Genomic DNA, 24,965 nt, shown 5'->3' with positions numbered 1-24,965 from the left:
ATATCACGATGCGCGTGAGTGCTCTCCACGGACGTGGAGGTCTTCCGATGGGCTCCCATGCCCCGCCTGGGGCTAGTTTGTGCTCTCCACGGACGTGGAGGTCTTCCGAGACGCGCCCGCGTCTGCGCCGTCCCGCGCCCGTGCTCTCCACGGACGTGGAGGTCTTCCGTGGTTCGGAACGATGTCATTCAACTTCCCGAAGTGCTCTCCACGGACGTGGAGGTCTTCCGCTGTGCGTCTCACGGGCCTATCCGGGTCCGATGTGCTCTCCACGGACGTGGAGGTCTTCCGGAGTGGACATGTCGCAGATGACCGATGAGCAGGTGCTCTCCACGGACGTGGAGGTCTTCCGGCGGTTTGATCCAGTGGGAACGCTGCCGCCTAGTGCTCTCCACGGACGTGGAGGTCTTCCGGTATCTTCCGATACGCGCCCGTCTGAGACCCGGTGCTCTCCACGGACGTGGAGGTCTTCCGGCGGTTTGATCCAGTGGGAACGCTGCCGCCTAGTGCTCTCCACGGACGTGGAGGTCTTCCGTGGCTCAATGAAACTAGCCGCCTGCCCAACTGGTGCTCTCCACGGACGTGGAGGTCTTCCGTAGTACAAAATACAGTGCAAGTGCAGCCGCGCGTGCTCTCCACGGACGTGGAGGTCTTCCGACTCCGTCTCCGAGTCCCCCGAAGTCACCGCCGTGCTCTCCACGGAAGTGGAGGTCTTCCGGCCATTTTCGAAGCCGATGAATCCGGAACTGTGTGCTCTCCACGGAAGTGGAGGTCTTCCGACGACTACTGCCCTGACTGCCAGGCGGACCAAGTGCTCTCCACGGACGTGGAGGTCTTCCGCCGCCTGGCCTAGGGCTGCGTGGATGATTTGGTGTGCACTCCACGGACGTGGAGGTCTTCCGTCGTCCCAGCCCGGCCGGAGCGATACCCTGATGTGCTCTCCACGGACGTGGAGGTCTTCCGGTCCGCAGGATGTTCCATATGGGACTGTTTTTGTGCTCTCCACAGACGTGGAGGTCTTCCGCCGTGGCCGCTGCGGCCGCTTCGGCGCCGTTGGAGCTCTCCACAGACGTGGAGGTCTTCCGACCGTGCTGTCCAGATAAATCCGCCCAGCTACGTGCTCTCCACAGACGTGGAGGTCTTCCGCGCTTGCCCAGTTTCTTTGCTCGGGTGGCGCGGTGCTCTCCACGGACGTGGAGGTCTTCCCAGCAAAAACGTCAGCCTTGAAGCAAGTAGCCGGCGCCCCCAAACAATGCCCCAGGATAGATTGAGTAGCACAAGAGAGGGCGGTGATTACAACCGAATCTGAGCCCGTCTCTTGGGGACGCTAGTTCATCATGCCTCTATATCAAACAAGCGCCCTCAGAAATACGTGTGGGCCTACTGGCGAGTTGCTTCTGTTAACGGTGAGGCACCTACGACCAGTTTGTCATTGCGTCGACTGAAGCTCAGAATTCCCTCGCAGCTTGCACACTAGCGATGTAACGAGAGCTTGTGAATTGGTGGGAAGGAGCCGTAAATGGTGGGGTCGTGGGGCATTCCACGGTATTGTTCAAAGAGGTTTTCGACTTCGGTGATTTCCCGGAATGGAAGCATACTTGCCATCATGGAGGCGATTGTTCGGGTTGCTGTGAACGACTGGACTGAGGAACCAATCGCAATCGCCGATGCTGCTGCCTGGCAGGCTTCTTCGAGGTCACCCAGGCGGACCAAAGATGTAGCTCGGACCGCCGACAGTATTGCTCGGCGTCGGGCCCGTGACTCATCGAGCATCGACAAGGCTGCCTCGGACTCCTTTGAAGCGAGTCTGGCGTCTCCTGTTGTGAGGTGGCAGTGTGCGGCTTCGTCGGCGAGGGTTGCCTGGGAGAAGTAGTCGCGCCAACCAGGTTCTTCACCCTCACTCGCTGCAAAGCTCTGCTCTGCCACAAGGAGGGCGCGTACTGAGTCTTTGACCTGGTGTTGGTAGGCATGAGATCTCGCCTGGATGAGCTGCTAGCCCGCGATTTCGGAGTGTGTCGCCGAGGGCGAGCCTTGAATGGCAGCACCGATCAAGGGCAAGGCGGCCGACGACTGTCCTGACTGCATCGCCAAGTATGCAAGGCTTGCGACAACGTGCGCGCCTTGGGACCGGCTACCCGATCGGATAGCAATCATGAGTGTTTGTTCATACAGGGCTTGTGCGGTTGCGTCCGCTCTGAGGTCGACTGCTTCGTACGCTGCTAGATCGAGCAGGCTCATCGCAGTGCGCGGCTCGGATTTTTCCAAGTGGCGCAGCTCAGCCCGCAAATATGTCATGACCTCAGGGAACGCGACCCCGGCCCCATGCCTATGGTCCAAAGCCCTAAGTTCCGACAGCTTGGCAGTAGCCTCGGTGGCCCCTGACGACTCGATGCGATCTGAGTCTTTCGTGCTCACTGCCCATTCAAGCGCGATACGACTGGCACGATCAGCGTCGAAGCAGCTGCCTGGTCCTTAGCACGCTGTTTCCTCTGGCGCAGAGAACGCTCTCGCTCCAGCAAAGGTTCCATGCGTTGAAGAACGCCACCTGCATTCAAGACCTTTTCGCAGTCAGCGATGAACGATGTGTTTGGAAAGCGAGCTGCGACCTCAATCTTGCGAACCACTGCTGACGTGGTCAGCAATTTCTCGGCAAGTGCAGCCTGAGACAGGTCCTGCCGTTCCCTAAGATCTCTGAGCAGGGCACCGAAGTGATCGAGAGGGGACCTCTCGGGATTCAGCTTCTTGGGCTTCTGGCCCACGCACGTTCTCCTTGAACCACATCATGCTGTTGCCCATGAAGTCTAATGGATCTTCCCCCTTGATTCCAAGATCATCAACTGAACGTCGCCTAGACATGCAGTTCATCTGCTATGGCGTAGGTTCGGTGAGAATCTGCTTGTAGAACTCCAGCTCTGTTCTCAGAGCCTTCGCACGTATCAACGGGTCAGACAAGTAATGTCCACCGGAATCAAGGGGAGCGAAGGTATGGCGGCGATTCTTCGCGGTCAACGTGGCAGCCAACTTCTCGATGTCATTGATGGGGACAACATAATCATCTTGTGCGTGTATCAACGCCACAGGAATCCCGATTTGGCTAGGGTCGACTGCGGCACCCTCGTGAGTAAGCGCGAGAGCGTTCGGTCGGTGGAACCGGGGCGTCACTGCGGCCCAGGCGTCAGGATTCACGATTGCCGACTTCGCCACAGCACCGGCAAAGGGGGAACCTCCCTTGGTCGCGGCCTTCAAAGCCGTGAATCCACCAGCACTTGCCCCTGAAATGAAGACCGCACCTTCGCAGGATTGGCCTACGTCTATGAAGTGTCTGGCAGCGTTTTCGCAGTCGGTGACATCTTTGATTCCCCATGCACCGTTGAGAGACAGGCGGAACTGTCGCCCGTAGCCGGTGCTGCCTCGATAGTCGACATCGACAACCGTGAAACCTTGGGCGGTAAAGAACATGACCTCGGCGTCGATACGCAGCTCGGATCCGTGTGTGGGGCCTGGATGGGCTCTGATGATCATGGGTGCAGGCGAACCGTGTTCGCTCGAACTCGCGGGATGAACGATGGTGGTGATGGGTTGGCCGTCTGACTCAATCTCGATGAGCTGCGGGTGTGAACGTGTCCCTGCCGGATCGTTGAACGTTCCTGGTCGATGCACGACCTGAGCCTCGGATGGCTCATCGGGATTCACGAGCGCCATTTCTTGGGCAACGGTGGCGCTGGAGCCAATCAGCGCGATGCGGTCCCCCAACGTGGTGAGGTAGGGCTTGATTGAGGTGTAGGCAGTGTCGATTTCCCGCACGCTCCCTGTTTCATCAACGACAAGTAGGTGAACTCGTGGCCCATGCCGCCCAATCAGGGCGATGCGGTTGTTATTCAGAAACGTGTAGCTGGAGTAGTTCATCTCCCACGGAGCGGGCGAGCAGTCAAGATCAAGCGCGGCAACAGCCTCTGATTCACCTTGCCGGTAAAGGTTCCAGCGGTCGCTTCTATCGGACATCAAGTAGAGGTCGCCATCGGGCGACCACTGAGGCTGGATCGCTGACTCGCCCGGGCCACCAGCGACTCTATGCGGGGTGCCTAGGCTCATGTCCGGGTTCACCACGGAAACCCATACCTCGCAGTGGTTCCACGGCATGGTGTTTTCGGGCCATTGTGTCCACGCGATCATCGAACCGGTGGCTACCGGCGAGGAGATGAAGTCATACCGGTGCAAGACAGTTGCAGCCCCGGACTCGACGTCGATCCAGGTGAGTTCATCCCCATCCTTCGAGCCTCTAACGGCAATCAGACCGCCTTCAAAGGGGCTGATCCCAGCATAGGGCTGCGATGAGGACGTGACCTGGCGACCTGCCGACGCCTCCCAAATCTGCCCGTCATCAGCGCTGACAAAGTACACCTGCTGGTCAAGCATGCACACTTCCCCACCGCCGTAGGAGTGCACAGTAGACCCGACACGATCAGTCCCGACCTTCACGGCGCTATCTAGCCAGTAGCGGCCAACAACAGTGCCCGAGCCTGTGAGGGAGAGCTGAGTCCAGAGGAGCGTTTGACCGAACGCCCGAAGTCCATCAAGCGCCACAGCGCCTTGAACTGCTGAAACAGCAGAATCTGGTGTCACAATCACCAGGCTAGCCTAGGCGGCAATAAACGGCCGTCCAGTGCCAACGGCCACAGACGTTCCCACATATACCTCCCACCTTCACACCCCTGGCCAACAGTGCACCAACCTTCCATACCAACTAGCTGCTGACACCAACGAAAACAGAAATGGATCAGTCTCAGGTCGGTCGCTGAGCCAACAAAACACTTCCCTGGCCGCTGGCGACGCCAACAAATATGCTATTTATCCATAGAAGTCGTAGCGCTGATAATTCCACTCTTGCATGATATTTGAAAAGTGTCTTGCTTGCGGTAATGCGAAGTCAACTCTCGGTCAATCTCTTCGAGCACGTCGTCAAGCGCTATATCGAGCTTAGTTGCAAAGGGCTCGTATGACTTGAAGTGATCCAAGATCACTTTCTTATCGGGCGCAAAAATTGTTCCTTCAATTGGATGAAGAATGCTGTCCCTAAAATGATCTCCTAGAATTTGTTCAGCCATTTCGAGGGTGAATCTGGAAGAGAGAGCAACTCTATCAGGTGGAGAAAAGCCCAGTACTTTTCTGCACTTCTGCGCCAGAGATCGTTCAACTCGCTTTTGTCTTTCGCGGAGTTCGTAGAGGCAATAAACTTTCCACCTGGAGCAAGCACACGTATGGCTTCTTCTATAGCACGGTCGATGTTCTCGACGTGGTAAAGCATATGCATCGCAATAACTACGTCAAATGAGCCGTTTGAAAATGGAAGAGCTGAGGCATTCGCGACAAGTTTCGGTTGTTCAATGTCTTGCAAAATTCCTTTGGAAATGTCCAGCCCCACTGTGTTCGCTTGGGGGAATCTGCGGCGCAGAGGATGAAGATACGTTCCGTTTCCGCAACCAACGTCTAGGATTGACATCGGTGAGACTGTAGACGCTACCTGGATGACAATCGCAGGAAGGTCATGTGATGGCAGCTGGTAGTCGTATAGTCTTTGTCTGGCTATGAGCGTCGATGAGTCTTTGTAGGCTGAATTGACGATGGTCGAACGATCCGTACCAGGATGTTTATCTGTCATTTGCCCTCATTCTCTAGCCAGCCTTGACGTCGCGTGGCGAGTTCACTGAGCGCTTTCTGTAGTCCTTCACCTGAAGAGCTATTCGCGAACTGACCTTTCATTTATCCTGACCACAGAGCTGTTTGGTACTCCAGGTGATCGACGATCTAGTCAACGTGTGGGTACCAGCATCCAAGTACAAAGCCGCCTGTGGTTATCTGTGTCGTCCTTGTTGTTGCCGGTCTTGATGGCCAGTGAGTTCGTTGGCTTTGTCTAGTGCTTGTGTCCAGGGGTATGAGGATCGATTTGACTCGCCGTGGCCTGGTAGGTGGGGCGTGAAGCCGTCCTCGCCGAGGAGGACGTGGACCCCCTCGGAGGTGAGGTTTTCGACAGCGTCGGCGAAAGGTTGTCTATTGGCCAGGGCCTGGTTTACGAAGGGCAGCACGATGGTGGGCACGCCGAGTCCAAGACATTCGTTAACAACGTCGAGGGCGTAGTTATCGCTGATGCCAGCTGCTAGTTTGCAGATGGTATTTGAGGTCGCGGGCGCGATCACGATGGCGTCAGCCGGCGGTTTTCGCCTTCGGGGTTGAGAGGGCTGGCGATGGCCAGTTGCGACGGGGTGGCCACTGGCTCGTTCTAGTTCTTCGACATCAATAAACCCCAGACCCGCTGGGGTGGTGAGGACGTGGCACTCCCAGCCGCATTTGCGGGCGTGGTCGATGAAGGTCTCGGCGTCTTCTGCTGGTCCTGCACCACATATGACGAGGTAAACAACGTTGCTGGCCATAATGCAGTTAGCCTATCGGCAAGGTCGCGGGCGAAGGGACGAAGACGTGCCGGACCCAATTGGTGAATGAATGTACGCGCACAGCGGCGATAAAGTCTCGAAGTACATCACCGCGCATACGGCCACGGCGATCAGCACGACGATGGCCTGTTTAGCTCTCCATCTCCACATTGGCGAAGCCAGCCAGGCGGCTCCGAACACCACAATTGCGACGGTTAGAAGGTGCTGGGGCTCAACGGTGGTCACGAGTCGGCCTCTCCAGCCGTTCTTGGACGATGGGTGAGGGCTGAAGGCCAAGACCTGAACGCACTGGCGTTCCGTTGAGGTAAGCATCGCGAAGTGCTAGAGCACGATCCGTGATCTCCTTTTGGGACAATGCGTCCAGTCCCAAAAACCTGCCCGGATGCCAGTGGGGCCTCCATTGCCGGTCGATTCGCTGACTGAAAATCACCAGTAGCAGCCGCTCGCTTGTGGGTGGGTGGATATAGACGCGTAGTCGGTGGGTGCCTTCGGCTGTCGCGCTCATGCGTCGACCAAGGAAGTTCCACTCGCCAAGACCGACCTGGCCGAGGAGTCGCTGTTTTCGCCCCAGCCAGTGGCGAATGCTCATGAGCTGGCCACCTGCGGCTGTGACCGAACCTCAGCGCTGAATTCCTGGACTGCACACCAAAACGCGATGCCAGATGCCCGCAGCACCCGACGGTCCTCGGAACAAATAACGATGACATGCGGCCCTTTGGAGAACTTCAGGTATGGGCGCTTCTGAAGGTTGGTGATGTTACCCAGTTGGCTAAACTGGGCCGGGCCTTTGAGGATGTCGACCGAGGCCACGAAGGTACCCGGACGGGTACGAAACCGCACGGTTCTTCCTGCGCACTTTGCTAGCAGTGTGTGTCCCTCGGCGCTAACGGTGATGTGGTCACGCAACGTCTCTAGATGGCTGGCCCAGTCGTTCTCGCATTCAAGGAGCATCCGGTCAACGTTCACTGTGGTGGGTTCGGTGGCGGTCACGTTCATGCGTTGGTTCCTTCGAGGGCGGTGTTCCAGGTATAGGCGGTGCGTTCGATCAATGCCAGGCGCTCGCGGTGAGGCAGCAGCATGCGAGTGCGTAGTTTCGGGTTGCCCACATCGAGTCCGGCAACCACGCCGATCTCTGCCGGATCGTCAGGATCGAGGTAGGAGAGGCGCGCTAGGCCAGTCATGTCGCCTTGACGAATGGAGACTTCGACTTTGTCTTGGCCCAGTTCGAACACCCCCAAGGTGAATTCACGGGCTCGCATGCTCATCAGGACTGTTCTCCTTCGGAAGTGGGACGAGCATTGGTCTCTGCCCAGAACTCGCCGACTTCAGCAAGAAGACGGTGGCAGTTAGCAGGGTTGCCCGTCCACATTTCGCCCAGGCGAGTAATGGTCAACTGTGGGTATGTACCAGCGGATTGCACTAGCGCTGCGAGTGGAAAGCCTCCTTCACATATCAGACGGACTTCGACCATGTGAATGCCTGGCCGGGACAGCAAACGCAACCCCAGGCCGCCCACTTCTATGTCCCGGTGCCGGGTGCCACCTGTATCGGACCCTGTCACAGCATTACCCCGTTCCGCCTAAGTAATAAGTGGCAGTGTGCGGGAGAACCCCTACGGGACCGCGAGTCATTTACCCGATTCCCCCGCACACCGAACGGTTGCCAGCATGGGATCTAGCTACCGCTGGCAGTCAGCGTCGGCCACGAAACCCTCGGATAACCAGCCCTTCGGCCCACGATCCGAACGTATGGCTTCGCGGTTCCCCTAGTTCGGGGATGACCACTGACCGCTACTTCTGTAGTCTGAAACACGGAAAAGTCACTAACAAGGATCTAAAGCGGACAGGGCCACTTGTCCGCTTCACGCAGCTACATTCACGGCGGTGCGCATGCCTTTCCCCCAAAAACCCCTCGATCCAAGCCAGGGAGCCGCGCATTGGTTCGGAGCCGAGCTGCGCTATCACCGCAAGAGGCTCAACCTGTCTCAAAACGAGCTCGGCCAGCGAGTTTACGTCTCAGGCGACACCATCGGGAAAATCGAAAAAGCCCAACGCAACTGTTCTCAGGAGTTGGCAGAAGCGCTAGACCGTGTATTGGAAACTGGCGGCACGCTCGAACGTGCCTACCCACTTCTTAGAGCCGAAGCGGACAACCCGCTTCTTGAAGCAGACAGACTTCATGAATCGCCTGTTGAAGTACGAGAACAAGAGGAAGTACCGGGCAGACTTGTGAATCTAAGTCACACTGCCCGCTCAGAGGAGGACCTCACTCACATGCTTCGACGCGATCTACTAAGCATGGCTCTAAACTGGGGAACGGTCGTTGTATCAGCTACGACGACAACGGCCATGACTTCCCTAGTCGAGGTTCTCGGAACCGATGGAGCTAGCTACCCAAAGACTGGCTCAGACCTCGCGAACATCTCTATCAGACTCGTTAATATAAAGAATCTGCTTCAGCGGTCGCAGTTTGATCAGGCGATGTCTCGTCTCCCGAGCCTCCTAAACCAGCTCAAGGCAATCACACACGATGTAAGCTCGAACGGCCTCCAACACAGACAAATGTTGTTGGCTGATGCGTACCAAATTGCCGCGACAATCCTGCTCAAGTACGGAGACGCAGGTTCAGCCGCTCTCGCGTCTTATCAATCCCTGGAGTCGGCCCGATCTAGTGAAGATCCGCTTACTATCGCGACCTCTTATCGCACAGTAAGCCACACGCTTATGAGAACCGGGAGAGGACACAAAGCCGCGAACATCGCCTTTGACCAAGCACAAGCTCTGACGCAACTCGCCGCAACACCTGACATCTTGTCGGTTCAAGGCTCCCTACTTCTCAAGGCCGCAATCGCCGCCGCCACCACCGGCGAGAGCCAGTCAGCAAATTCATATCTCTCAGCTGCCTCGACTACCGCTAAACAACTAGGGCGCGATGGAAACCACTGTTGGACTGGATTTGGGCCCACAAACGTGGCCTTGCATCGGGTACATGTCGCAGCCGAGCTGGGTGACCTTGACGAGGCAGTCGCGATGGCGCAGGCCGTGAAGATTCACAACGTCAAACTGCCTGATTGGCGGGCACGATTTGCGATCGACGTAGCCGCAGCGCACGCCGGAGTCGGAAGCTTTGAAGACTCACTGACCTACTTGCATCTCGCGGAGTCCACAGCCCCTCAAGAACTCACTGCGATCAAATCAGTCTCGCTGACCGTGGACTCCGTCATTAACAACGGCACCGACCGACTACGCCGACAGGCGAAAGAGTTGTCTGAGCGCTTGGAACAGTCAGCATGACCAGCACCCGCACCGTGTATCTCATTGTCTGCGCCGCTTCGCCTGCCGCCGACGCAATAGTGTTCATCGAACATGCCACCGCCTCTGCCTGGGACTGTCACGTGATCGGCACCCCGGCGGCAAGAAAATTCCTCGACATCGACGCCATCGAAACTTCCAGCGGGAACAAAGTCACTTTCGACCACAGGCGGCCTAACGAGGCCAAAAGAGGTAGACCACCGGCTGACATGGCCGTAATTGCTCCGGCCACAGCCAATACCATCAACCGGCTGGCCGCAGGCATAGGTGGGAACTACGCACTGGACGTCGCCTCCGAATTGATTGGAGCCAACGTCCCGATCACCATTGTTCCCTTTGTCAACACGATGTTGGCCAACCGCAAACCCTTCCAAACGGCTTTGCACTCTCTCAAACAAGAGGGCGTCCACGTTCTCATCGAGCACGAAGGCTCCCGCCCGCATTCTCCCCGCAAAGGCCCCGAGCATCGCGCGGTCTTCCCTTGGAAAGAAGCACTACGAGACTACAGCCAGACCTGAAGATAGGAAATCTCAAGCGGTACAGCAATGGGTTTAACCGAGAGGAAAACATATGAGTGGACACATCTTCCGTCAAGCCTGGATCGACGGTGTAACAAAGCACTTCCCCGGAGAACCTAAACCGGGATATGTCGCACCATGGGAGGAGATGTCCGAATGGGAACAAACCGCCGCCCAAACTGTGTACGACCAGATCGAACAGTTCGTCAACGTCAGCGGCGGGGCAACGGCAAGGCTCAGCCGTGAGCAACGAGGGCGCTTCGTTGCGACTTGTTGGATTGCTCAGATCCATAAGCTCATTGAAAAGCCCAAGCCATCCTATGTTGCCGATTGGGACCAGCTGCCCAATTGGCAACGCGAAACCGACAGCGACATCTTCGACGCGGTCGAACGAGAAGTACTCTCCTGAAAGACTTGCAGCAGTGCCCATGACTGGCATTCGTGCGGTCTATCTCATTGTTTGCGCTGCTCCACCGTCTCATGATGTCCTGACATTCGTGGGCATGGCTGTTGAATCGGGCTGGGATTGCCACGTGATTGGCACACCGTCGTCAAAGGACTTCCTCAACCTTTCAGCTATCGAGGAAGCCAGCGGCCACAGCGTCACCTTCGAGCATCGGCGGCCTGGAGAGCCCAAGCGCGGGAGACCCTCCGCCGATGCGGCAGTCATCGCACCGGCAACGGCAAACACAATCAACAAGCTCGCAGTAGGCATCGGGGAAAACTACGCGCTTGACCTGGCCTCAGAGCTAATCGGTGCACGCGTTCCAATGGTGATAGTTCCGTTCGTGAACACGATGTTGGCCCGGCGAAAGCCATTTACCGACGCCATCGGCTCGCTCGAACAAGAAAGTGTCCTCGTTCTGGAAAACGAGCAGGGTGCACGGCCACACCCCAGGCACAAAGGACCAGAGCACCGAGCCATCTTTGCTTGGGAAACAGCGTTCACGACAATCGAGCGCACCAGCTGAAGGCTGGTTCGCGACGCATCGCGCCGATGAGGGCTTAGGTCGCGGGTTGGACTAAGAGCCAGGGTTGAAGTTGTGCCGCTGTTTGTCGTAGTTCGCGGTTGACTCGTGGGCCGTGGGCGTAGGTGTCGGCTTCGGGTATGACCGTGGCGACGGCGATGCGGTCGGTGATTCCGGGGCCGTCTTTGACCACCACGGCCGCGCAGGCTACGCCTTTGCGGAACTGGCCGACTTCGGTATGGATACCGACCATGTGGAACTCCGTTAGCCGTGCCGCCAGGTGTTCGGGGTTGCAATAGGTCAAGCTGGTGTAGCAGGGCATGCGTCTGCCTGAGTTGGCCGCTATGTATCGCAGCACCTCGCGCGGCGGAAGGGTAGCTAGGAGTGCTTGGCCCAGCGCTGTGGCGTGCGCGGCTTCATGTAGCCCCACTTCAAGATCCTCGATGTATGGCGACCCCTGGCCGTGTGCCCAGGCAGAAATAGCGATCCCACTGGCCTTGATCTTGCCCATGTAGAGGCTGTAGCCCGTCTCTAGGGCCCGGTATTGCAAGAGGCGGCCAACGTTGACTGGAACGCCCGGCGCAGTGTCGGATTCGGGCACGGCCGCAAGTGGCCTCTCCCCTAGGAAGTAGCGCCCATTGTGTGGCTTGTCTTTGGTGAGGTGGCCGCTGGAGCACAGCTTGTCGAGGTGCCAGTACACGCTAGATCGCGGAATCCGGGTCTCCTCGGAGATCTGATTGGCTTTCATCGGCCCGTGTTTGGCGATGGCCTCAACGATGAGTGCGCGCCGCACACGCACGTCTGAGCCCTCGCCGCTACTAAAGGGTTCTTGTGGTGGGATTGTCGGAATCATGGTCATCGTTACGCCCTGCTCCACGAGGTGGTGAACGGGCTCCCCCAGGTCGCTAAATTCTTGGACAGTTTCGCCGCTGTCCAAGAATGGGATTGGAATTGCAGGTAAATGGCTAGTTGATCTTGCCGGACTCCAGCTTATGGCGCATTGTTACCAATCCGCTACCACATCGTTCCTGGAGGTTGACATGAATCACAGTCGCTGCTACGGCCACGCGCAATCCGAAGCCCGCCATTCAGCGCTATTCGATACACGCTCGGAAGGGAGGTGCTCATGATGGACTCTGTGCCCCAACCCACGCAAGCAGGCACGAGGAGGCACGCGCTACTGAGGTTTGGCCTGTTTCTGATGCTGAGCAGCACGCTAGCGCTAATCGCCGCTCACGCCAGCTTGGGTGAAGGCAACACAGCGGATGAGCGCGACGCAGCGACCGCGCCAATGACTCACTCGTCATTGGCCCTGGCCTGGACGACGGGGCTGGTTCTCTCCTGCGTCATCTTTGGTGTCTTTTTCGCCAGTGTGCGCACCTACCAGCTACTTGTCACAGACACACGATCCGGCGCGGCAGCCACAATGGCCACCGCCCGCCACACCCGCAGTAGATCGGTTGAGGACCACTTCTCTACTTGGAATGCGGCCACAGTTGACCTTCCGGCGAAGTGGAGCCCGGCCAAGACTGCCTGTGTTCCAACTCCGCGAGAGCCATTGAATGGTCGCGATGTTGCGCCGAGGAAAGCTACGATTTACCTGCGTCTCTTCGGCGGCGTTGAGGTGTTGGCCGACGGGGAGCCGGTCTTTCTCAAGCAGGGGCGGCGAGCTAAAGCCCTCCTCGCCGCGCTCGCCATGGCCGGGCAGCCCGCCTCGCGTCAGGAACTCTTCCATATCGTGCTTGGGGACCTGACCTCGAAGAACAAGCGCAACTACTTCAATACCATCGCCGACCAAACCAGAGTCAACCTCAGCCAAGCCAGCGGCCTCGACAAATCAGCCTTCATCGTCTATGACCGCGCCATCGACCGCTACCGGCTGGGCGACCATGTCCGCACCGACCTTGAGGACTTCGAGAACGCCGAACAAGAAGCGGCACTAGCTGAAGATGGTGCGGAGATGGCACCGCTGCAGCGCATGTTGGAGCTGCACCGAGGCGCCTTTGCTCCGGGTGTTCCAGGGAAGAAAGCGGCAAAACTACGAGATCAGTACCGTATCGCGGCGCTTCGAGCTGCCCAAAGGCTAGTTCACCACTATCAAGAAGCTGGAGATATGGCTCAGGAGCGCCACTTTAGGCTCATCGCCCGAGCCCTCGCCCAGCCTCCAAGCCAATCACACAACGGGTCCTAAACATTGCGAAACGTCAAGCCCGCAGCACTGTTCCTCACTAGGGCTTACAAGACTGGTTCGGGTAAGGAGTCCTTGCATGGTGCTCATGGGCGGCACCACCTGTGCGCGCACCTCACACGGTGCTTACCCTTTCTCGACTTCGTACAGTCCTACTTGTATGCCTGGGTCACCGTGGTGACTGGTGAGACGCTGATCTTGACTGATCCTTCCTCATCTGAGCGGCCCGTGGCCAAATCGCGTTACGGCAGTCTCGACATGCCCTTGACCGTGTGGCACATTGCCGACTCCAGCGATTTGATGACTGGGCTCTTGGCCCAGTTGCAACCCTGCGGGCCTGTAGCCGCCATCGACGTTGACGGCTGGGAAGCCGCAGCGGCCCACGGGCGCGAGGTCTTCGTCTACTCGCGGAACGAGGCAGCCGACCGCCATCTGATGGCCAGCGCCTCGGTAGTTGTTCATGACCGGGTGCGTATTGCTTCGGCTGGAGCAACCGAGTTTATTAAGAACGTCAATGCGCAGCGCCAGAAAGCGGGCTTGGTGGTGGCCTCGGGGTGGGTCCTGCGGGCTCACGGTGTTTTGTCGGCTGTGGTTGACCAGCTGCGGCCCGGTGGGTACTTGGTGATCATCGCGCACGATGACCGCGAAGCGGTCGATGTGGCCATGCTAGTCACGGATGCCCAAGGCGGCGCTACCGGGCTGGCTTTCACCGCTCATCTGATCGCGGTGACGAGGGGTGCGCTGGATGCGGCACGCGCCGAGCATCACACGCTAGCCGGTGCTGACCGACCCAAGCGGGCACGTCGTCACCTGGGCGTAGCGATCTGGACCGTCGCCGCAAGTGCAGGTGGTGACGGTGATGTCTGAGTGTGGCGTCTCTTCAATCTGGGCTAGTGGGCAAGTGCAGCCTCGCCACCAGCGCACCGGCTATCATCCCGACTCTATGCCGCATCCGCCGAAGATGTGGCCCCATATCGCTGCCGAGGCCATCGCCCGCTATTCGAAGCCCGGGCAGATCGTTCTCGATCCGATGTGCGGTATCGGAACCACGTTGGTGGAGGCAATCCGGCTAGGAAGGGACACGGTGGGCATTGACTGTGAACCACGCTGGGCCCGTATCGCCGCAGCGAACGTCCGCCGAGCGCTCTCTGATGCACCCAAGCGCTGCGGGCAGGTCTTTCGTGGGGATGCCACTGACCTGGTCGCAACGCTTCGGGGCCGGGCGGTGATACCGGTTGACATGGTGTTGACCAGCCCACCATACGGGGCGTTCGCCCACGGCAACCCCACGAAGGGCACGGTCCCAGTAGTCAACCGGCACCACCGATACGCCCAGCCGTGGCAACGACATCGCCACCAGCTTGCAACCACCTCAACGAGTCGACTTCAAGCCGGGCTGGTGGCCATGTTTTCCGGCTGTCAAACAGTGTTGCGCCCTGGTGGATATGTCGTGGTCACCGCTCGGCCCTACACCGAGGCTGGCATCTTGGTCGACTTCCCTTCTCAGGTCATCCGCTGCGCCATCGCCGCCGGACTTTAGTTGGTTCACCGAGACGCCGCACTACTGGCACGTTGGGATGGATCCCAGCTCAATCCCCATGTAACTTTCTTCCACATTCACAACACGCGCCGGGCCCAAACAGCCGGGCGCACGGTCTTCATCCGGGCCCACGAAGACGTGCTGGTGTTTCGCACCGCATCATCCGCTGTGTCTGGGGATCAGTCATGAACCCGCTCGGGCAGGACACTGCTTGCGCAGGTGAGTGCCATCTTGTGTGGCTGGGCGATGCCCCGGAGCCTCTCTACGGTCGCTCCTTCCCGCACCACGCGGGAATCAACCGGCGTAGCGACCCGTACGGGCCACTGGCAGGTGGGCTGCTTTGATCACTTCCCCACCTACTGAGGATCGCGGCCGGGAGTGGTTGAGTGTTCCAGAGATTCTGACGCTTTTGGGCCACAGTGCCCAGACGCCGCTTCCCCGCCGCACCTGGCAGCAATGGCGCGCCGAGGGCAAGGCACCGCCTTGTCATCGGCTTCCCAACGGGACGCTCCGCGTCCGGCGATGCGACTTCAACGAGTGGATCGCCGGGTTCAAAGAGAACACGGAGCACAACCAATGACACAAACAAGTTTCGACGTCCGGCTCTAGCAAGTCCGGAAAGTACCCAATGCCAAAAGCCGACCCTGGCAACTGCGCTGGTTCCCGACCAAGCCACCAAGCCCGACACCATGCCCGGCCACATCGCCCGAGCCATCGACTGGGTCGAGACGAACTCGCCACCAGTCTCGGTCGTGTGCGACTACGACAATTTGCGGGAACTGCTCGACCAGTTCACCAGAACCATCAACGGAAAACGCGCCTCAGCCAACTACTTCAAAGCCAAACGCACGATCCTGTACAACACATTGAAAAGAGCCGTGGTCAATCAACTTATTGACACCAACCCGCTCGATGACCCCGTCTTGAACTGGGAGAAGCCAGCCGGACTCGACACTGACGACGTCGTAGACCCCAGAAGCGTCGGCAACACCAACCAAGTCGAGGCCATGCTCACCGGCGTAACCTACATAGGACGCGACCGAGGCCCACACCTGATGGCCTTCTACGCCTGCATGTACTACGCCATGATGCGCCCCTCCGAAGTCATCGAACTCAAAGAAGACGACTGCGAACTACCCCGCACCGGATGGGGTGAACTCGTCATCCACGGCGCGGCCCCTGAAGTCGGCTCCATCTACACCGACACCGGAGCCAGCCACGACGAAAAAGGGCTCAAGGGACGCAACCCGAAAACAACCCGAACCGTCCCCATTCCTCCGCGCCTGGTCGAACTCCTACGAGCTCACCTCGACCGATACAGCACCGCACCCGATGGACGACTGTTCTACACCCGAACCGGCAACCGTATCGGCGCGAACGCCTACCGCACGACATGGAGACTGGCCCGCCAATACGGCATGTCCAAAAAAGGCCGCAACAGCGGCCGCCTCAAACGCTCCTACGACCTGAGACACTCCGGCATCTCCCTACGCCGCACCGCAGGCGTGCCCTCCAAACAAGTCGCCGAATGGGCCGGACACACCGTCGAAGTCCTCGAAGGCTACGAAAAACGCTGGCAAAACCAAATGAACGAGTTCTTCTAAGACCATTCACAACCAATTGAATTACTTTAATGCCTCCGCCACCCCATAGGCGGGGGCATGTTTTTTACACATTTTGCCGGAATTGCGCTATGGACAATTGCCTATCTAAACCAATTGATTCCTATTAATGAGTCAGTTAATGGTTTCGACAGTGTGTCGGATGTGCGGGACCCGGAAATATCCCTCGATGATCCTTACAGTCCAGTTCTCTGGACTGTGTAAAATATTGGTAGTGCGAAGCGCTGTATCCGGGGGTAGCCGCATAACCAAGCTCGCCGGAATGCATACTCCTACCAAAATCGCTACAACTGGGACGCTCAACGCGATGAAAACAAGTGGACGTGCCAACGTTGCCGTGATGACTTCGGAGGTCAGCGTGGAGCTGCCAGTTAGCGCAACGAAACCTATCACAATGGCCGATGAAATGAGACCGGTTAGCGAAACCAGTACTCCATATCCACTGAACTCATAAACTAGCGTTTTGATGACACGTCTATTACTCCATCCTAGAGCTTTAAGAAGGCCTATCTCATCCCGCCGCCGACCGATAATGCTGTTTCCAATCATGAAGCTGAACAAGAACGCTACCAAAATCAACAATACTGCCGCAAGATTTACAGCTACGTTAAGTGTCTGGTTCCCATCGGCCAGTTGAGCAACTCGACTATGGATACTTTGACTGTAATAACCAAGTTCAGCAAGATCCTGTTGAACAACAGGAACATTGCCTGGCGCGTCAACGATAGCCGCTAGACGCGTGAATCCTTGTTCCCCTCCGAAACGATCGACCTGCACTCCATCATTAAGAGCGCGAATCTTGACAGCTTCTTCAATGTTTAGGTAAATTACGTCGGGGCCGTCAGTAGTTCCCTTGGCTGAGTCATAGATTCCGACAATCGTCACCGACTTTTCAATACCTCGACCCTCACCAGGCGCAACCATTTCGATATGTTCGAATATCACCTGCTGGCCCAGAAGATCCTCTGGAACTTCCTCAAGCGAATCGTTTGGAATGACCGCCTCATCTTCAGCAAGGGGGTAGAGGTCATCACGAATAGACTCAACGATATAAGGTTGACCACTGCCAGCAAAAGGTACAGCCCAGAGCGACCAGTACCAGGTATGACTTTCGTCTTGTAGACCACCACCAGATTTTACCCATGGCACCACTCGCGTTATATGCTCGTGTGATTCTATTACACTAATGTCGTCGGTCGTAAGATTCTCACCATTAACTTCTTCGACTTCCAACGCCGTCAAAGAACTAGCTGTTGCAGGACTCGTAGCAGCTGCATGCACAGTCGCTTCCATCAGAAACGTGCCAACCAGCACAGTAGCTACACCTGCAGCCAGTATGAGCGTAAGCGCAATCCTTCGACGAACCAGTAGCCTGAGGTTTCGACCTGCAAGTTGTATATCAAGCTTCTTCATTTGGAGAGGATTCCTGTTCAGTAAGATTTCCTTTATCCAGATCTATGACTCGAGTAGCATATGCTGCCAACGCAGAATCATGGGATGCTACCAAAACTGTCGCACCCTTTTCGGCACGACAGGCTAGTGCCTGTAGAACCGCAGTGCTGTTTTCTTCATCTAGTGCCGCAATAGGCTCGTCTGCCAGAAGGACTGGTGGGTTCTTCGTTATCGCTCGGGCTACGGCTACCCTCTGCTGCTGACCGAGGGACAAAGAGATCGCTACTGCGTCGTATAGATCCCCAATTCCAAGTTGTTCGAGTTCCTTATACGCAGCTTGCCGGTCAGATGATCCAATAAGAACATTTTGGAGAACAGTGTATCGGTCAACCAAAAGTGGCCGTTGAAAAACGAATCCAATTCGGTCCATTCGCCAAGCGGTCAATTGAGTCGCGGAGAGTTGGGTAGTTTCTTCCCCTGCGATGGAGATTGAACTAGAGTCAGGAAGAGCCAACAACCCAGCAAGGCCAAGTAGTGTTGACTTACCCACTCCAGACTTACCACGCACCCAAATTATGTCCCCTGGAGATGCAACGAAGCTGATTTCCTTCAATACAGGGTTCGAAATGCCATGTCGAGTATATGTTTTACTAACGCCTTCTAGGCGTACTGATACGTTTTGCTCGCGCATTCTTGTTTAGCCTTCGCCATGCATATCGATGAGACCGGAATTCATGCCATAATAGGTAGCAGAAAGGCTACAGCCCGACATATCCAATGTAGCTCGCAACATTACTTTCGCGTTGTCGCATTGTTTGTATGGCTCTACAGTCGCTGCCAATGCCCTATCGGCTTCATTTATGTCAGCTATAGTTCCATACGCCGCATGCAATGCGGCAATTTCTCGTAGCGTCCATCCAGTTGTATCAAGGTGTTCCAGATCGCGTAGAGAGTCGATTTCTTTAAGGAACGCCTCGCGGGTGGCCTCTGGATCAGTCGTCAAAGGCGCAGCTGCTACCGCCAAGTGTGCATAATAAGTGGTTTCTTCATCCGTTACATCAAATGGCATAATTGTCACTGATGGGAGATCTGATCCGCCCAATTGGTAGTACAAACTTACCGCCTCCATGAGGTGCGGCAACATGTCAGCTGACCACGGTGAATTTAGCGTTTCTGTTACTAGACCTAGCGCATCGTCGGTGAATTTATAATCCGATTCACCAAGGAGGTTCAGTGTGGCCGCACCGTAGGCTGCCGCACTAGTATCGCCTTTTTCAAGCATCTGATGGATATTGGTTTTGATAGCCTCTACGGTATCCTCATCAAACAACAGATCTGTTCCCTCCACCGCATGCATAAGTGACGCTGCGAAGTATGTCTCACGAAGTGTGCCAATGGTATGAATACGTTCGGTGTAAGCCTCTGCATTTGGGTCGTAGCGGGAGTCAATGTAAGTGACAATATCCTCGTGACCTGGAACTTCCCGATCTAGTAGTGCAAACACACTAACGAAATAGAATATCTCGATATCATTGGCATCGGAAGGATCTAGCGGATATATTGAGATGTCCTGAGCATCTACTTTGGCATCCAGCTCTGCAACTAGCCACAACCATCCCCACAAATCCATCAGGCCCACGAGATCATCGATATCACTGAATTCTTTATCTAGAATCGCTGGTGGTATTGCAGGTAGATCGGCGTTAGCAGCCATTAGAGCTTGGTAACCACGCGCCCAACTAAAAGGCGACTCCATGGAGCTAAGAAGTGAGGATATCGAGTCGATTAGAGCAGTAGTGGCGGGCTCTCCCGCGGCGATATGTAGCTCCAACGTTGCTACTGCGTTCAACAGTTCACACTGCTCGTCTGGACATTCCCAGGTAGATGTAGGGACTGGAACCCCTGAGGGAGGAGAAGCCTCAGTCAGTGCTGCACTATACCATGCCTCCCATAGTGGATCCGGGTCATGTATTGCGGTAGGACTCTCCTGCAATCCCGTCGGGTTGAGCTTCGCGACAGGTTCATCAAGCAATTGTAGCGTAGCGGTTAGATAGTATGTGGCCGTACTGTCAGGTCGAGCGGCAAGCGCAGTAGCTTCGGCAAACAAACCGTTATCTGACTGGAAATTCTTCAGATCAGTTGCCAGCTTCTCCCCAAGCTCATTAGTGTTTTTCGGCCACATGTAGTAGCCGACTGTGGCTGATAGCATAACTGCCACTAGAGCTGCAATAACAGTCAAGGGGCGACGCCCCCGAGAATTCTTGACCATGGCGGAGGCGCCACCCCTTTTCAAGCTTATATCCGCAAACTAAGGTTGGCGGCTATTAACAGATAACACTTGTGTTGGCTGAGGAGTGGACTGTATGGCCGTTGTAGAATCCAGTGGAGCCGATGCGACCTTCAATCCACGCTGTCCGCCAGTTGGCACCCACGTTCCCAGACTGATAGGAACCTCGCTGGCCCTGGTTATTCGTCCATGAAGAGGATAGTTTGTTGCCTGATTCACCGAATGCGTCCAAGGACGAGGCTATACCGTAGCTCTGGAATTCAGTGCGGTTGCGTACCCAGTCTGTTCCGGATCTGGGGGAGTGTCCATTTTGGATTACCGAGGAAGTACTCCAGTCGCGTTTGTTTGAACCACGACAGTTCCGATTCACTCTGGACTGAATCCAAATGTTGGACCTTAGGCTAGCTCCATTGGTATAGCTGGCGGACCCACTATCGTTTGCCATGGTGCCGATCTCATGATCCGAAATTGAGGATTCTGTTGGAGCAGACTCGGGGTTACTATAAGCCGCGCTCGGGATAATCATACCCGCCACGGCAGCGCCCACGATGGCGATTTTGGCGGCGCGGGTGAAAAATTTTGAACCCATTACTTAGGGGTCTCCAGTTCATTTGTTGAGGGTATACGCAAGTTACTGGCAGCCTGTGAGCCTGGGCTCAGCACCCGGACTCACGAAGCGACTCAGCTTGATCGTTCTGCTTCCCAATGTGCGTTCCGAAGTTGATTGCAACACAACCAACTACATTGCAGCATTCAGGGCATGAGAAGCGCTTGCATTTTGTTTGAGAAAAGATCGTAAAATACTCATGCCACCAATGTTGAACCTGAGCTTTTCCCCTGCTCATGGGCATGCGGGTGATGCCCCGGCATTAACGCGCGTACCCCGGCCCTGATGTCACAAGAAGCACCTCCATTTGGATCTAACTGATGTTTATCTATGTCATTGGCTGAGGTTGCAGGACCAGTACATTGCCCAGTATGAACGAGACGTAATTGTGATTCGATCGCTCAAGGGTGCTTCGGTCGTTGCGCAGTTTTGACTGGTCCGGAGCGAGGCTTGTTAAAGTCCCCAAAGAAGCCTGGGGTATCGGTGATTTCCATGGCTAGGAGGGATCGTTCGGGTTCGGTCTCAACCGCGCGGGTGGTCCTGGCAATGTAGAATGCGCCGAGCGATTTGAGGGCGACCATGCCGTGAGGTGCGATCCCCAGAAAGGTGGCTGAAGAGTTCCGCAGAAGGTGGCGTCTGGTTTTGGTGGGATGAATTTGCTATGACCCCTTGGCTTGAAGGTTTCTGGATCGTTTGACTTGTTGTGAATACTGACAACTTATAGTCTGACATTGGAACCTGTCACCAGTTGGGCAGGAAGCTATGCGTAAACTCTGTATGGTGACGGTTCTTGGCGGGCTGCCGGGTGAGAAGGCATCCGAGCTGTTCGGTGTGTCCACCAAGTTGATTGCCAAATAGCGGGCTGTGATCGAACAAGGCGGTCTGGACGCTCTCGATTCCGGGAAGCCCGGCCTGCCGATGGGAGCTTTCCGTTACCTCACCGGCTCCGAGGAAATTGCTATTCGCTAGGCCATCATCGACTACAAACCTAACGACCTCAAACTCGACGGAATTCTCTGGTCCAAATCGAGGATCGGCCTGTTCATCATGCGCCACTACGGTGTCCGCTCCAACCACCTCGGAGGACGAACCTGGGCCCAACACAGGTAGACCCCCACGTGCAACTATTCAGGCAACCGGTTCGGCCTCAACGCCATGAGCCTTATCAACCCTAGGGGAAGATGTACTACACCGTCATTGCCAGTACCGTCACGGTCGCCTCGTGCATCGAGTTCCTCAAATGGGTGGTTTCCCAGGCCGACCAGAAGGTCCATCTCATCCTTGACGGGCACTCAGTCCACCCTTCCAAAGCTATACTGGAGTGGGTGGCTGCCCGCCCCGGCCACATTCAGCTGTACTTCCTGCCCTCGAATACCCCGCACCTGAACTCCGACGAGCTGGTCAACGCCGATCTCAAACGGGCCTGGGCGACCGGACCATGAACGACGTCAACCAGTTGCGCACCGAGGTGACAGCTTTCTTCCAACAAGTGCAGAAACTATCAAGGATCATCCAGGGGTACTTCCGAAGCCCACCCATCCGATACACCACTGAAGCCCTTAACTGACTCACCAAAACTTGTGATCCGAAGTCATGAAATGGGAATATCTCCTGGCAAGACACGAGGATTATGGTTATTCACAGCTTGCTGGAGAAGGTGCCTTGCTTCTGACGAAAGTGCGATTTTCCTCTCGGGAAAGAAGTTCATAAGCAGCGGCCATCCGTCCTCAGTAACCTGAATCTTAGAGGTACGGGAAGTCACTTGGACATAGTCACAGGCGTCAATGACAACACATTCCGGGCTGTCGAACAATGGGTCCGAAATCCATACGAGACGGTCACCCTGCGCGAGGAATTCACGTCCATTCATGGCCAAGTTATGCACATTCCCAGCTTCATCGAGAACTGGACGCTCGTCGTGCGTGGCCTTTTCATCATTATCGCTCATTCCTACAACATCTTCTCTTGAATATGCTGGTCGAAGCTCGATCTGATCAAGGGCTGCGTGTGCAAACCACACGTCCAGTATTTCCGACGGACCAAACAGGCTGGACTTGCGCACTACAAACAATAGGTCCCCAGCCTGAAGTGACAGAAAGATCGTATTGCTTTCCTCGCTTTCGGAGGCTCTCAGCGTGATTGGTGATTTTTTGGCCCATGCTGCAATACCTTCGATCTCTGCGATGGCTTGCTGAATAGCGGTCGTCGCGGTCTCCACTGAGACTGCGAACCACTCCGTTCCGCCCCCCTCCTTGCGTCGGAACTCGCTGAGAAGCTCGTGGGCGCACTGCTCGACTTCTTTCCGGCGGCTGGACAGGCTGCGGAACGGCACTTCATAAGGCGTTGGGGCTCCCGTCTGGAGCGCTCTTACCCTAGTCTCTACCAATTTTCCCGTCATACCGATCTTGACCTCGTCAAACGCCTCGTTCGAGATCACGTAAACGAATCCGATATCCGAGGGGAGAAAAACATTCATGGGACGATGCTAGTTGGCATCTGCGACAGCCTTTAGGTGGTGGTGAACCAGATACCGTAGGCTCATCGACACCCGAACAGGCTGCCTCGACCCACTGACCCACAAAACAGTCGTTCGACCAGTCGCCATCATGTCTACAAAATCCAGGTGCACAAAACACACAAGAGCGACGTATTAGCAGGTCAGAGCCTCGCGTCCGTTAGTCTTCCAAACTGATTACGCGAGTTCGATTCTCGTCGCCCGCTCCACTCCCTCCTCCGGCCTTGTTTCGGCCCCTGAAAGTTCAGGGGCATTTGCTGCCGCCGTTTATCAGCTAGGCCAATCACCCAAGCGCCTTACAGATGCCGTTTGACTCTTCCAATAAGCTGGCCGCAGGTGCGGTGCAGGGCAAATCATCATCGGCTGCCCGACCATAGACACCGACCAGCGGACGCAACCGGAGGCCTGACCTTGTGCACCATTGGCAGTGGGCTTCATCGCGTGCTCGTTCAGCTCAGTTACCGGCGCACCCGATAGCGCAGGTGAAGCACCCGGCTACCCTGAATTACCACCTCAGGATCCTCCAAGAGATATTGCATGTCGACCGACCCGAAGTAGCGCTTCCCGGTCCCAAACACGACCGGTGCCACATCCATGCGCACCTCGTCTACCAGTCCCGCGGCCAGCACCTGGCCACCGACGTCGCCAGCAGCGACCTCGACCACGCGGTCACCCACAAGCTCTTGTGCCTTGGCCACGGCTGCCTCGACGCCGTCGACGAAGTGAAACGGTGCCTCGGGGTGCCAGTCCTCAGGCCTGCCTCGGTGGGTCACGACGACCACCTGGTCGATCCCACTCGGAGGTATCCCGTCCCAGCCGTCCGTCATGTCGAAGACATGCCGGCCGACGATTGTCGCCCCGATCTGGTCCCAGTACGGCCGGACGTAGTCGTAGGACGTCTGCGACACCATCAACACACCACTGTCGTCCAACGGCACATCACCGCTGAGCAACCAGTCAAAAAGCGGTCCGGGATGATCATTCTCATCCGCAATGAAACCGTCGACCGATACCGAGGCATACATCACTACTTTGCCCATAAGAGCGCTCCTCTGTTGAGAGTGCCTCCAGATTAACGCTTCGTGAGTTGTCGGTCTTGCAGGAAAGAGATCGGGCGGCAACGGCAAGCCATCCCTGACGTGGACGGGACGTTCGCGCCGAGATCGCCGCCGAATGTCCGCGTGCCGAGTTGGCATGAGTCTGGTGAACGCCCGGAACTGGTGGCACCGGCACGATTGGCCACTGCATCGTTCCACAGCCTGAACAGTGCGAATACCGAGCTCGCCCGGTCTTGCGGAACACTGGCATTCGGTTCGATTTTCACAGGGGTTTCCACGTCCATTCAGGGCGGTGACGCCGCTAACTCATGCAAGGGAGTACCACAGATGTGGGAATGACTGTCGGGCGAATCTAGCGAACATGGCCGCAATACCTCCACCGTGGAATTGTGGGGGGACCGTCCCACCCCACCCCACCCCACCCCACCCCACAGCCAAGGCCTTGGTCTACGTTGAAGTCGGCTCCGCCCCAGACGCTGTCAGGTTCACAGGTTGTACCGAAAACTTACC

25 protein-coding genes, 1 pseudogene and 1 CRISPR repeat array (1 of these 27 only partly in view) are annotated in these 24,965 nt (G+C 56.6%); of the genes and pseudogenes, 10 read left to right on the top strand and 16 right to left on the bottom strand.

Annotated features, from left to right (window positions below):
• A CRISPR array of direct repeats spans positions 1 to 1,207; the repeat unit is 29 nt; unit sequence GTGCTCTCCACGGACGTGGAGGTCTTCCG (it extends 716 nt beyond the left edge of the window).
• Positions 1,208 to 1,473: 266 nt separating this feature from the next.
• The 9 genes from JQS30_RS17910 to JQS30_RS06325 all read right to left on the bottom strand — a co-directional run bounded on the left by JQS30_RS17910 (position 1,474) and on the right by JQS30_RS06325 (position 7,714).
• Positions 1,474 to 1,986: an NsdA family TPR-like regulatory protein gene (locus JQS30_RS17910; protein ID WP_484555217.1), complete on the bottom strand. Its 513-nt coding sequence runs from the start codon at positions 1,984 to 1,986 to the stop codon at positions 1,474 to 1,476.
• A 6-nt stretch (positions 1,987 to 1,992) separates the two neighbouring features.
• Positions 1,993 to 2,415, bottom strand: coding sequence for a hypothetical protein (locus JQS30_RS06360; RefSeq protein ID WP_213172533.1), 423 nt, complete (start codon positions 2,413 to 2,415; stop codon positions 1,993 to 1,995).
• Positions 2,412 to 2,759, bottom strand: a complete 348-nt coding sequence (locus JQS30_RS06355; RefSeq protein ID WP_213172532.1) for a helix-turn-helix domain-containing protein — start codon at positions 2,757 to 2,759, stop codon at positions 2,412 to 2,414. The genes JQS30_RS06360 and JQS30_RS06355 overlap by 4 nt, the downstream gene beginning before the upstream one ends.
• A gap of 109 nt (positions 2,760 to 2,868) precedes the next feature.
• Positions 2,869 to 4,416, bottom strand: a complete 1,548-nt coding sequence (locus JQS30_RS06350; protein WP_213172531.1) for an alpha/beta hydrolase family protein — start codon at positions 4,414 to 4,416, stop codon at positions 2,869 to 2,871.
• Positions 4,417 to 5,086: 670 nt separating this feature from the next.
• On the bottom strand, positions 5,087 to 5,659 hold the full coding sequence (locus tag JQS30_RS06345; protein ID WP_281398742.1) for a class I SAM-dependent methyltransferase: 573 nt from the start codon (positions 5,657 to 5,659) through the stop codon (positions 5,087 to 5,089).
• Between the two features lie 193 nt (positions 5,660 to 5,852).
• Positions 5,853 to 6,428, bottom strand: coding sequence for a flavoprotein (locus JQS30_RS06340; protein WP_213172529.1), 576 nt, complete (start codon positions 6,426 to 6,428; stop codon positions 5,853 to 5,855).
• A 232-nt stretch (positions 6,429 to 6,660) separates the two neighbouring features.
• Positions 6,661 to 7,038, bottom strand: coding sequence for a hypothetical protein (locus JQS30_RS06335; protein WP_213172528.1), 378 nt, complete (start codon positions 7,036 to 7,038; stop codon positions 6,661 to 6,663).
• Positions 7,035 to 7,445 (bottom strand): hypothetical protein, encoded by a 411-nt coding sequence (locus tag JQS30_RS06330; RefSeq protein WP_213172527.1) that lies wholly within the window; start codon positions 7,443 to 7,445, stop codon positions 7,035 to 7,037. The genes JQS30_RS06335 and JQS30_RS06330 overlap by 4 nt, the downstream gene beginning before the upstream one ends.
• Complete coding sequence (locus JQS30_RS06325; RefSeq protein ID WP_213172526.1) at positions 7,442 to 7,714, bottom strand: hypothetical protein; 273 nt, start codon at positions 7,712 to 7,714, stop codon at positions 7,442 to 7,444. Before JQS30_RS06325 ends, JQS30_RS06330 begins: the two co-directional genes overlap by 4 nt.
• Before the next feature lie 624 nt (positions 7,715 to 8,338).
• Here JQS30_RS06325 and JQS30_RS17810 point away from each other — a divergent pair.
• From JQS30_RS17810 to JQS30_RS06305, 5 genes and pseudogenes are all read left to right on the top strand, one after another.
• A pseudogene (locus tag JQS30_RS17810) lies at positions 8,339 to 8,554 on the top strand (helix-turn-helix transcriptional regulator); the annotation flags it as partial.
• Positions 8,555 to 9,172: 618 nt separating this feature from the next.
• Positions 9,173 to 9,742 carry a hypothetical protein gene (locus JQS30_RS17285; RefSeq protein ID WP_246498087.1) on the top strand — a complete coding sequence of 190 codons (570 nt, stop codon included), beginning with the start codon at positions 9,173 to 9,175 and terminating at the stop codon, positions 9,740 to 9,742.
• The gene (locus JQS30_RS06315; RefSeq protein WP_213172524.1) at positions 9,739 to 10,278 is read left to right on the top strand and encodes a flavoprotein; all 540 of its coding nucleotides are present in this window, start codon (positions 9,739 to 9,741) and stop codon (positions 10,276 to 10,278) included. Before JQS30_RS17285 ends, JQS30_RS06315 begins: the two co-directional genes overlap by 4 nt.
• A gap of 52 nt (positions 10,279 to 10,330) precedes the next feature.
• Positions 10,331 to 10,687 (top strand): hypothetical protein, encoded by a 357-nt coding sequence (locus tag JQS30_RS06310; protein WP_213172523.1) that lies wholly within the window; start codon positions 10,331 to 10,333, stop codon positions 10,685 to 10,687.
• The gene (locus JQS30_RS06305) at positions 10,599 to 11,249 is read left to right on the top strand and encodes a flavoprotein (protein WP_425498856.1); all 651 of its coding nucleotides are present in this window, start codon (positions 10,599 to 10,601) and stop codon (positions 11,247 to 11,249) included. Before JQS30_RS06310 ends, JQS30_RS06305 begins: the two co-directional genes overlap by 89 nt.
• A gap of 34 nt (positions 11,250 to 11,283) precedes the next feature.
• On the opposite strand, the gene JQS30_RS06300 is transcribed toward JQS30_RS06305, so the two are convergent.
• Entirely contained in the window at positions 11,284 to 12,183 is a 900-nt protein-coding gene (locus JQS30_RS06300; protein WP_213172521.1) for an IclR family transcriptional regulator domain-containing protein, read from the bottom strand.
• Positions 12,184 to 12,372: 189 nt separating this feature from the next.
• Here JQS30_RS06300 and JQS30_RS06295 point away from each other — a divergent pair, with 189 nt between their 5' ends.
• The 4 genes from JQS30_RS06295 to JQS30_RS06280 all read left to right on the top strand — a co-directional run bounded on the left by JQS30_RS06295 (position 12,373) and on the right by JQS30_RS06280 (position 16,578).
• Positions 12,373 to 13,437, top strand: a complete 1,065-nt coding sequence (locus JQS30_RS06295; RefSeq protein WP_213172520.1) for an AfsR/SARP family transcriptional regulator — start codon at positions 12,373 to 12,375, stop codon at positions 13,435 to 13,437.
• 174 nt (positions 13,438 to 13,611) lie between these two features.
• Positions 13,612 to 14,301 carry a hypothetical protein gene (locus JQS30_RS06290; protein WP_213172519.1) on the top strand — a complete coding sequence of 230 codons (690 nt, stop codon included), beginning with the start codon at positions 13,612 to 13,614 and terminating at the stop codon, positions 14,299 to 14,301.
• Positions 14,294 to 14,974, top strand: coding sequence for a TRM11 family SAM-dependent methyltransferase (locus tag JQS30_RS06285; protein ID WP_246498085.1), 681 nt, complete (start codon positions 14,294 to 14,296; stop codon positions 14,972 to 14,974). Before JQS30_RS06290 ends, JQS30_RS06285 begins: the two co-directional genes overlap by 8 nt.
• A 689-nt stretch (positions 14,975 to 15,663) precedes the next feature.
• Positions 15,664 to 16,578 carry a tyrosine-type recombinase/integrase gene (locus tag JQS30_RS06280; RefSeq protein WP_213172517.1) on the top strand — a complete coding sequence of 305 codons (915 nt, stop codon included), beginning with the start codon at positions 15,664 to 15,666 and terminating at the stop codon, positions 16,576 to 16,578.
• 132 nt (positions 16,579 to 16,710) lie between these two features.
• On the opposite strand, the gene JQS30_RS06275 is transcribed toward JQS30_RS06280, so the two are convergent.
• From JQS30_RS06275 to JQS30_RS06260, 4 genes are all read right to left on the bottom strand, one after another.
• Positions 16,711 to 18,009, bottom strand: coding sequence for an ABC transporter permease (locus tag JQS30_RS06275; protein ID WP_213172516.1), 1,299 nt, complete (start codon positions 18,007 to 18,009; stop codon positions 16,711 to 16,713).
• The gene (locus JQS30_RS06270; RefSeq protein WP_213172515.1) at positions 17,996 to 18,679 is read right to left on the bottom strand and encodes an ABC transporter ATP-binding protein; all 684 of its coding nucleotides are present in this window, start codon (positions 18,677 to 18,679) and stop codon (positions 17,996 to 17,998) included. The genes JQS30_RS06275 and JQS30_RS06270 overlap by 14 nt, the downstream gene beginning before the upstream one ends.
• 6 nt (positions 18,680 to 18,685) lie before the next feature.
• Positions 18,686 to 20,227 carry a hypothetical protein gene (locus JQS30_RS06265; RefSeq protein WP_213172514.1) on the bottom strand — a complete coding sequence of 514 codons (1,542 nt, stop codon included), beginning with the start codon at positions 20,225 to 20,227 and terminating at the stop codon, positions 18,686 to 18,688.
• 1,396 nt (positions 20,228 to 21,623) lie between these two features.
• Positions 21,624 to 21,938 carry a hypothetical protein gene (locus JQS30_RS06260; protein ID WP_213172513.1) on the bottom strand — a complete coding sequence of 105 codons (315 nt, stop codon included), beginning with the start codon at positions 21,936 to 21,938 and terminating at the stop codon, positions 21,624 to 21,626.
• A 125-nt stretch (positions 21,939 to 22,063) separates the two neighbouring features.
• Here JQS30_RS06260 and JQS30_RS06255 point away from each other — a divergent pair, with 125 nt between their 5' ends.
• The gene (locus JQS30_RS06255) at positions 22,064 to 22,324 is read left to right on the top strand and encodes a transposase (protein WP_213172512.1); all 261 of its coding nucleotides are present in this window, start codon (positions 22,064 to 22,066) and stop codon (positions 22,322 to 22,324) included.
• 149 nt (positions 22,325 to 22,473) lie between these two features.
• Here JQS30_RS06255 and JQS30_RS06250 read toward each other — a convergent pair whose 3' ends face one another.
• Both JQS30_RS06250 and JQS30_RS06245 read right to left on the bottom strand, forming a co-directional pair.
• Entirely contained in the window at positions 22,474 to 23,358 is an 885-nt protein-coding gene (locus JQS30_RS06250; protein ID WP_213172511.1) for a GIY-YIG nuclease family protein, read from the bottom strand.
• Positions 23,359 to 23,855: 497 nt separating this feature from the next.
• Positions 23,856 to 24,437, bottom strand: coding sequence for a dihydrofolate reductase family protein (locus tag JQS30_RS06245; RefSeq protein ID WP_213172510.1), 582 nt, complete (start codon positions 24,435 to 24,437; stop codon positions 23,856 to 23,858).
• Between the last annotated feature and the right edge of the window lie 528 nt (positions 24,438 to 24,965).

This window comes from Natronoglycomyces albus, assembly GCF_016925535.1.
GTDB classification, from domain to species: Bacteria; Actinomycetota; Actinomycetes; order Mycobacteriales; family Micromonosporaceae; genus Natronoglycomyces; species Natronoglycomyces albus.
This window is presented reverse-complemented; position numbering and strand designations above follow the sequence as displayed.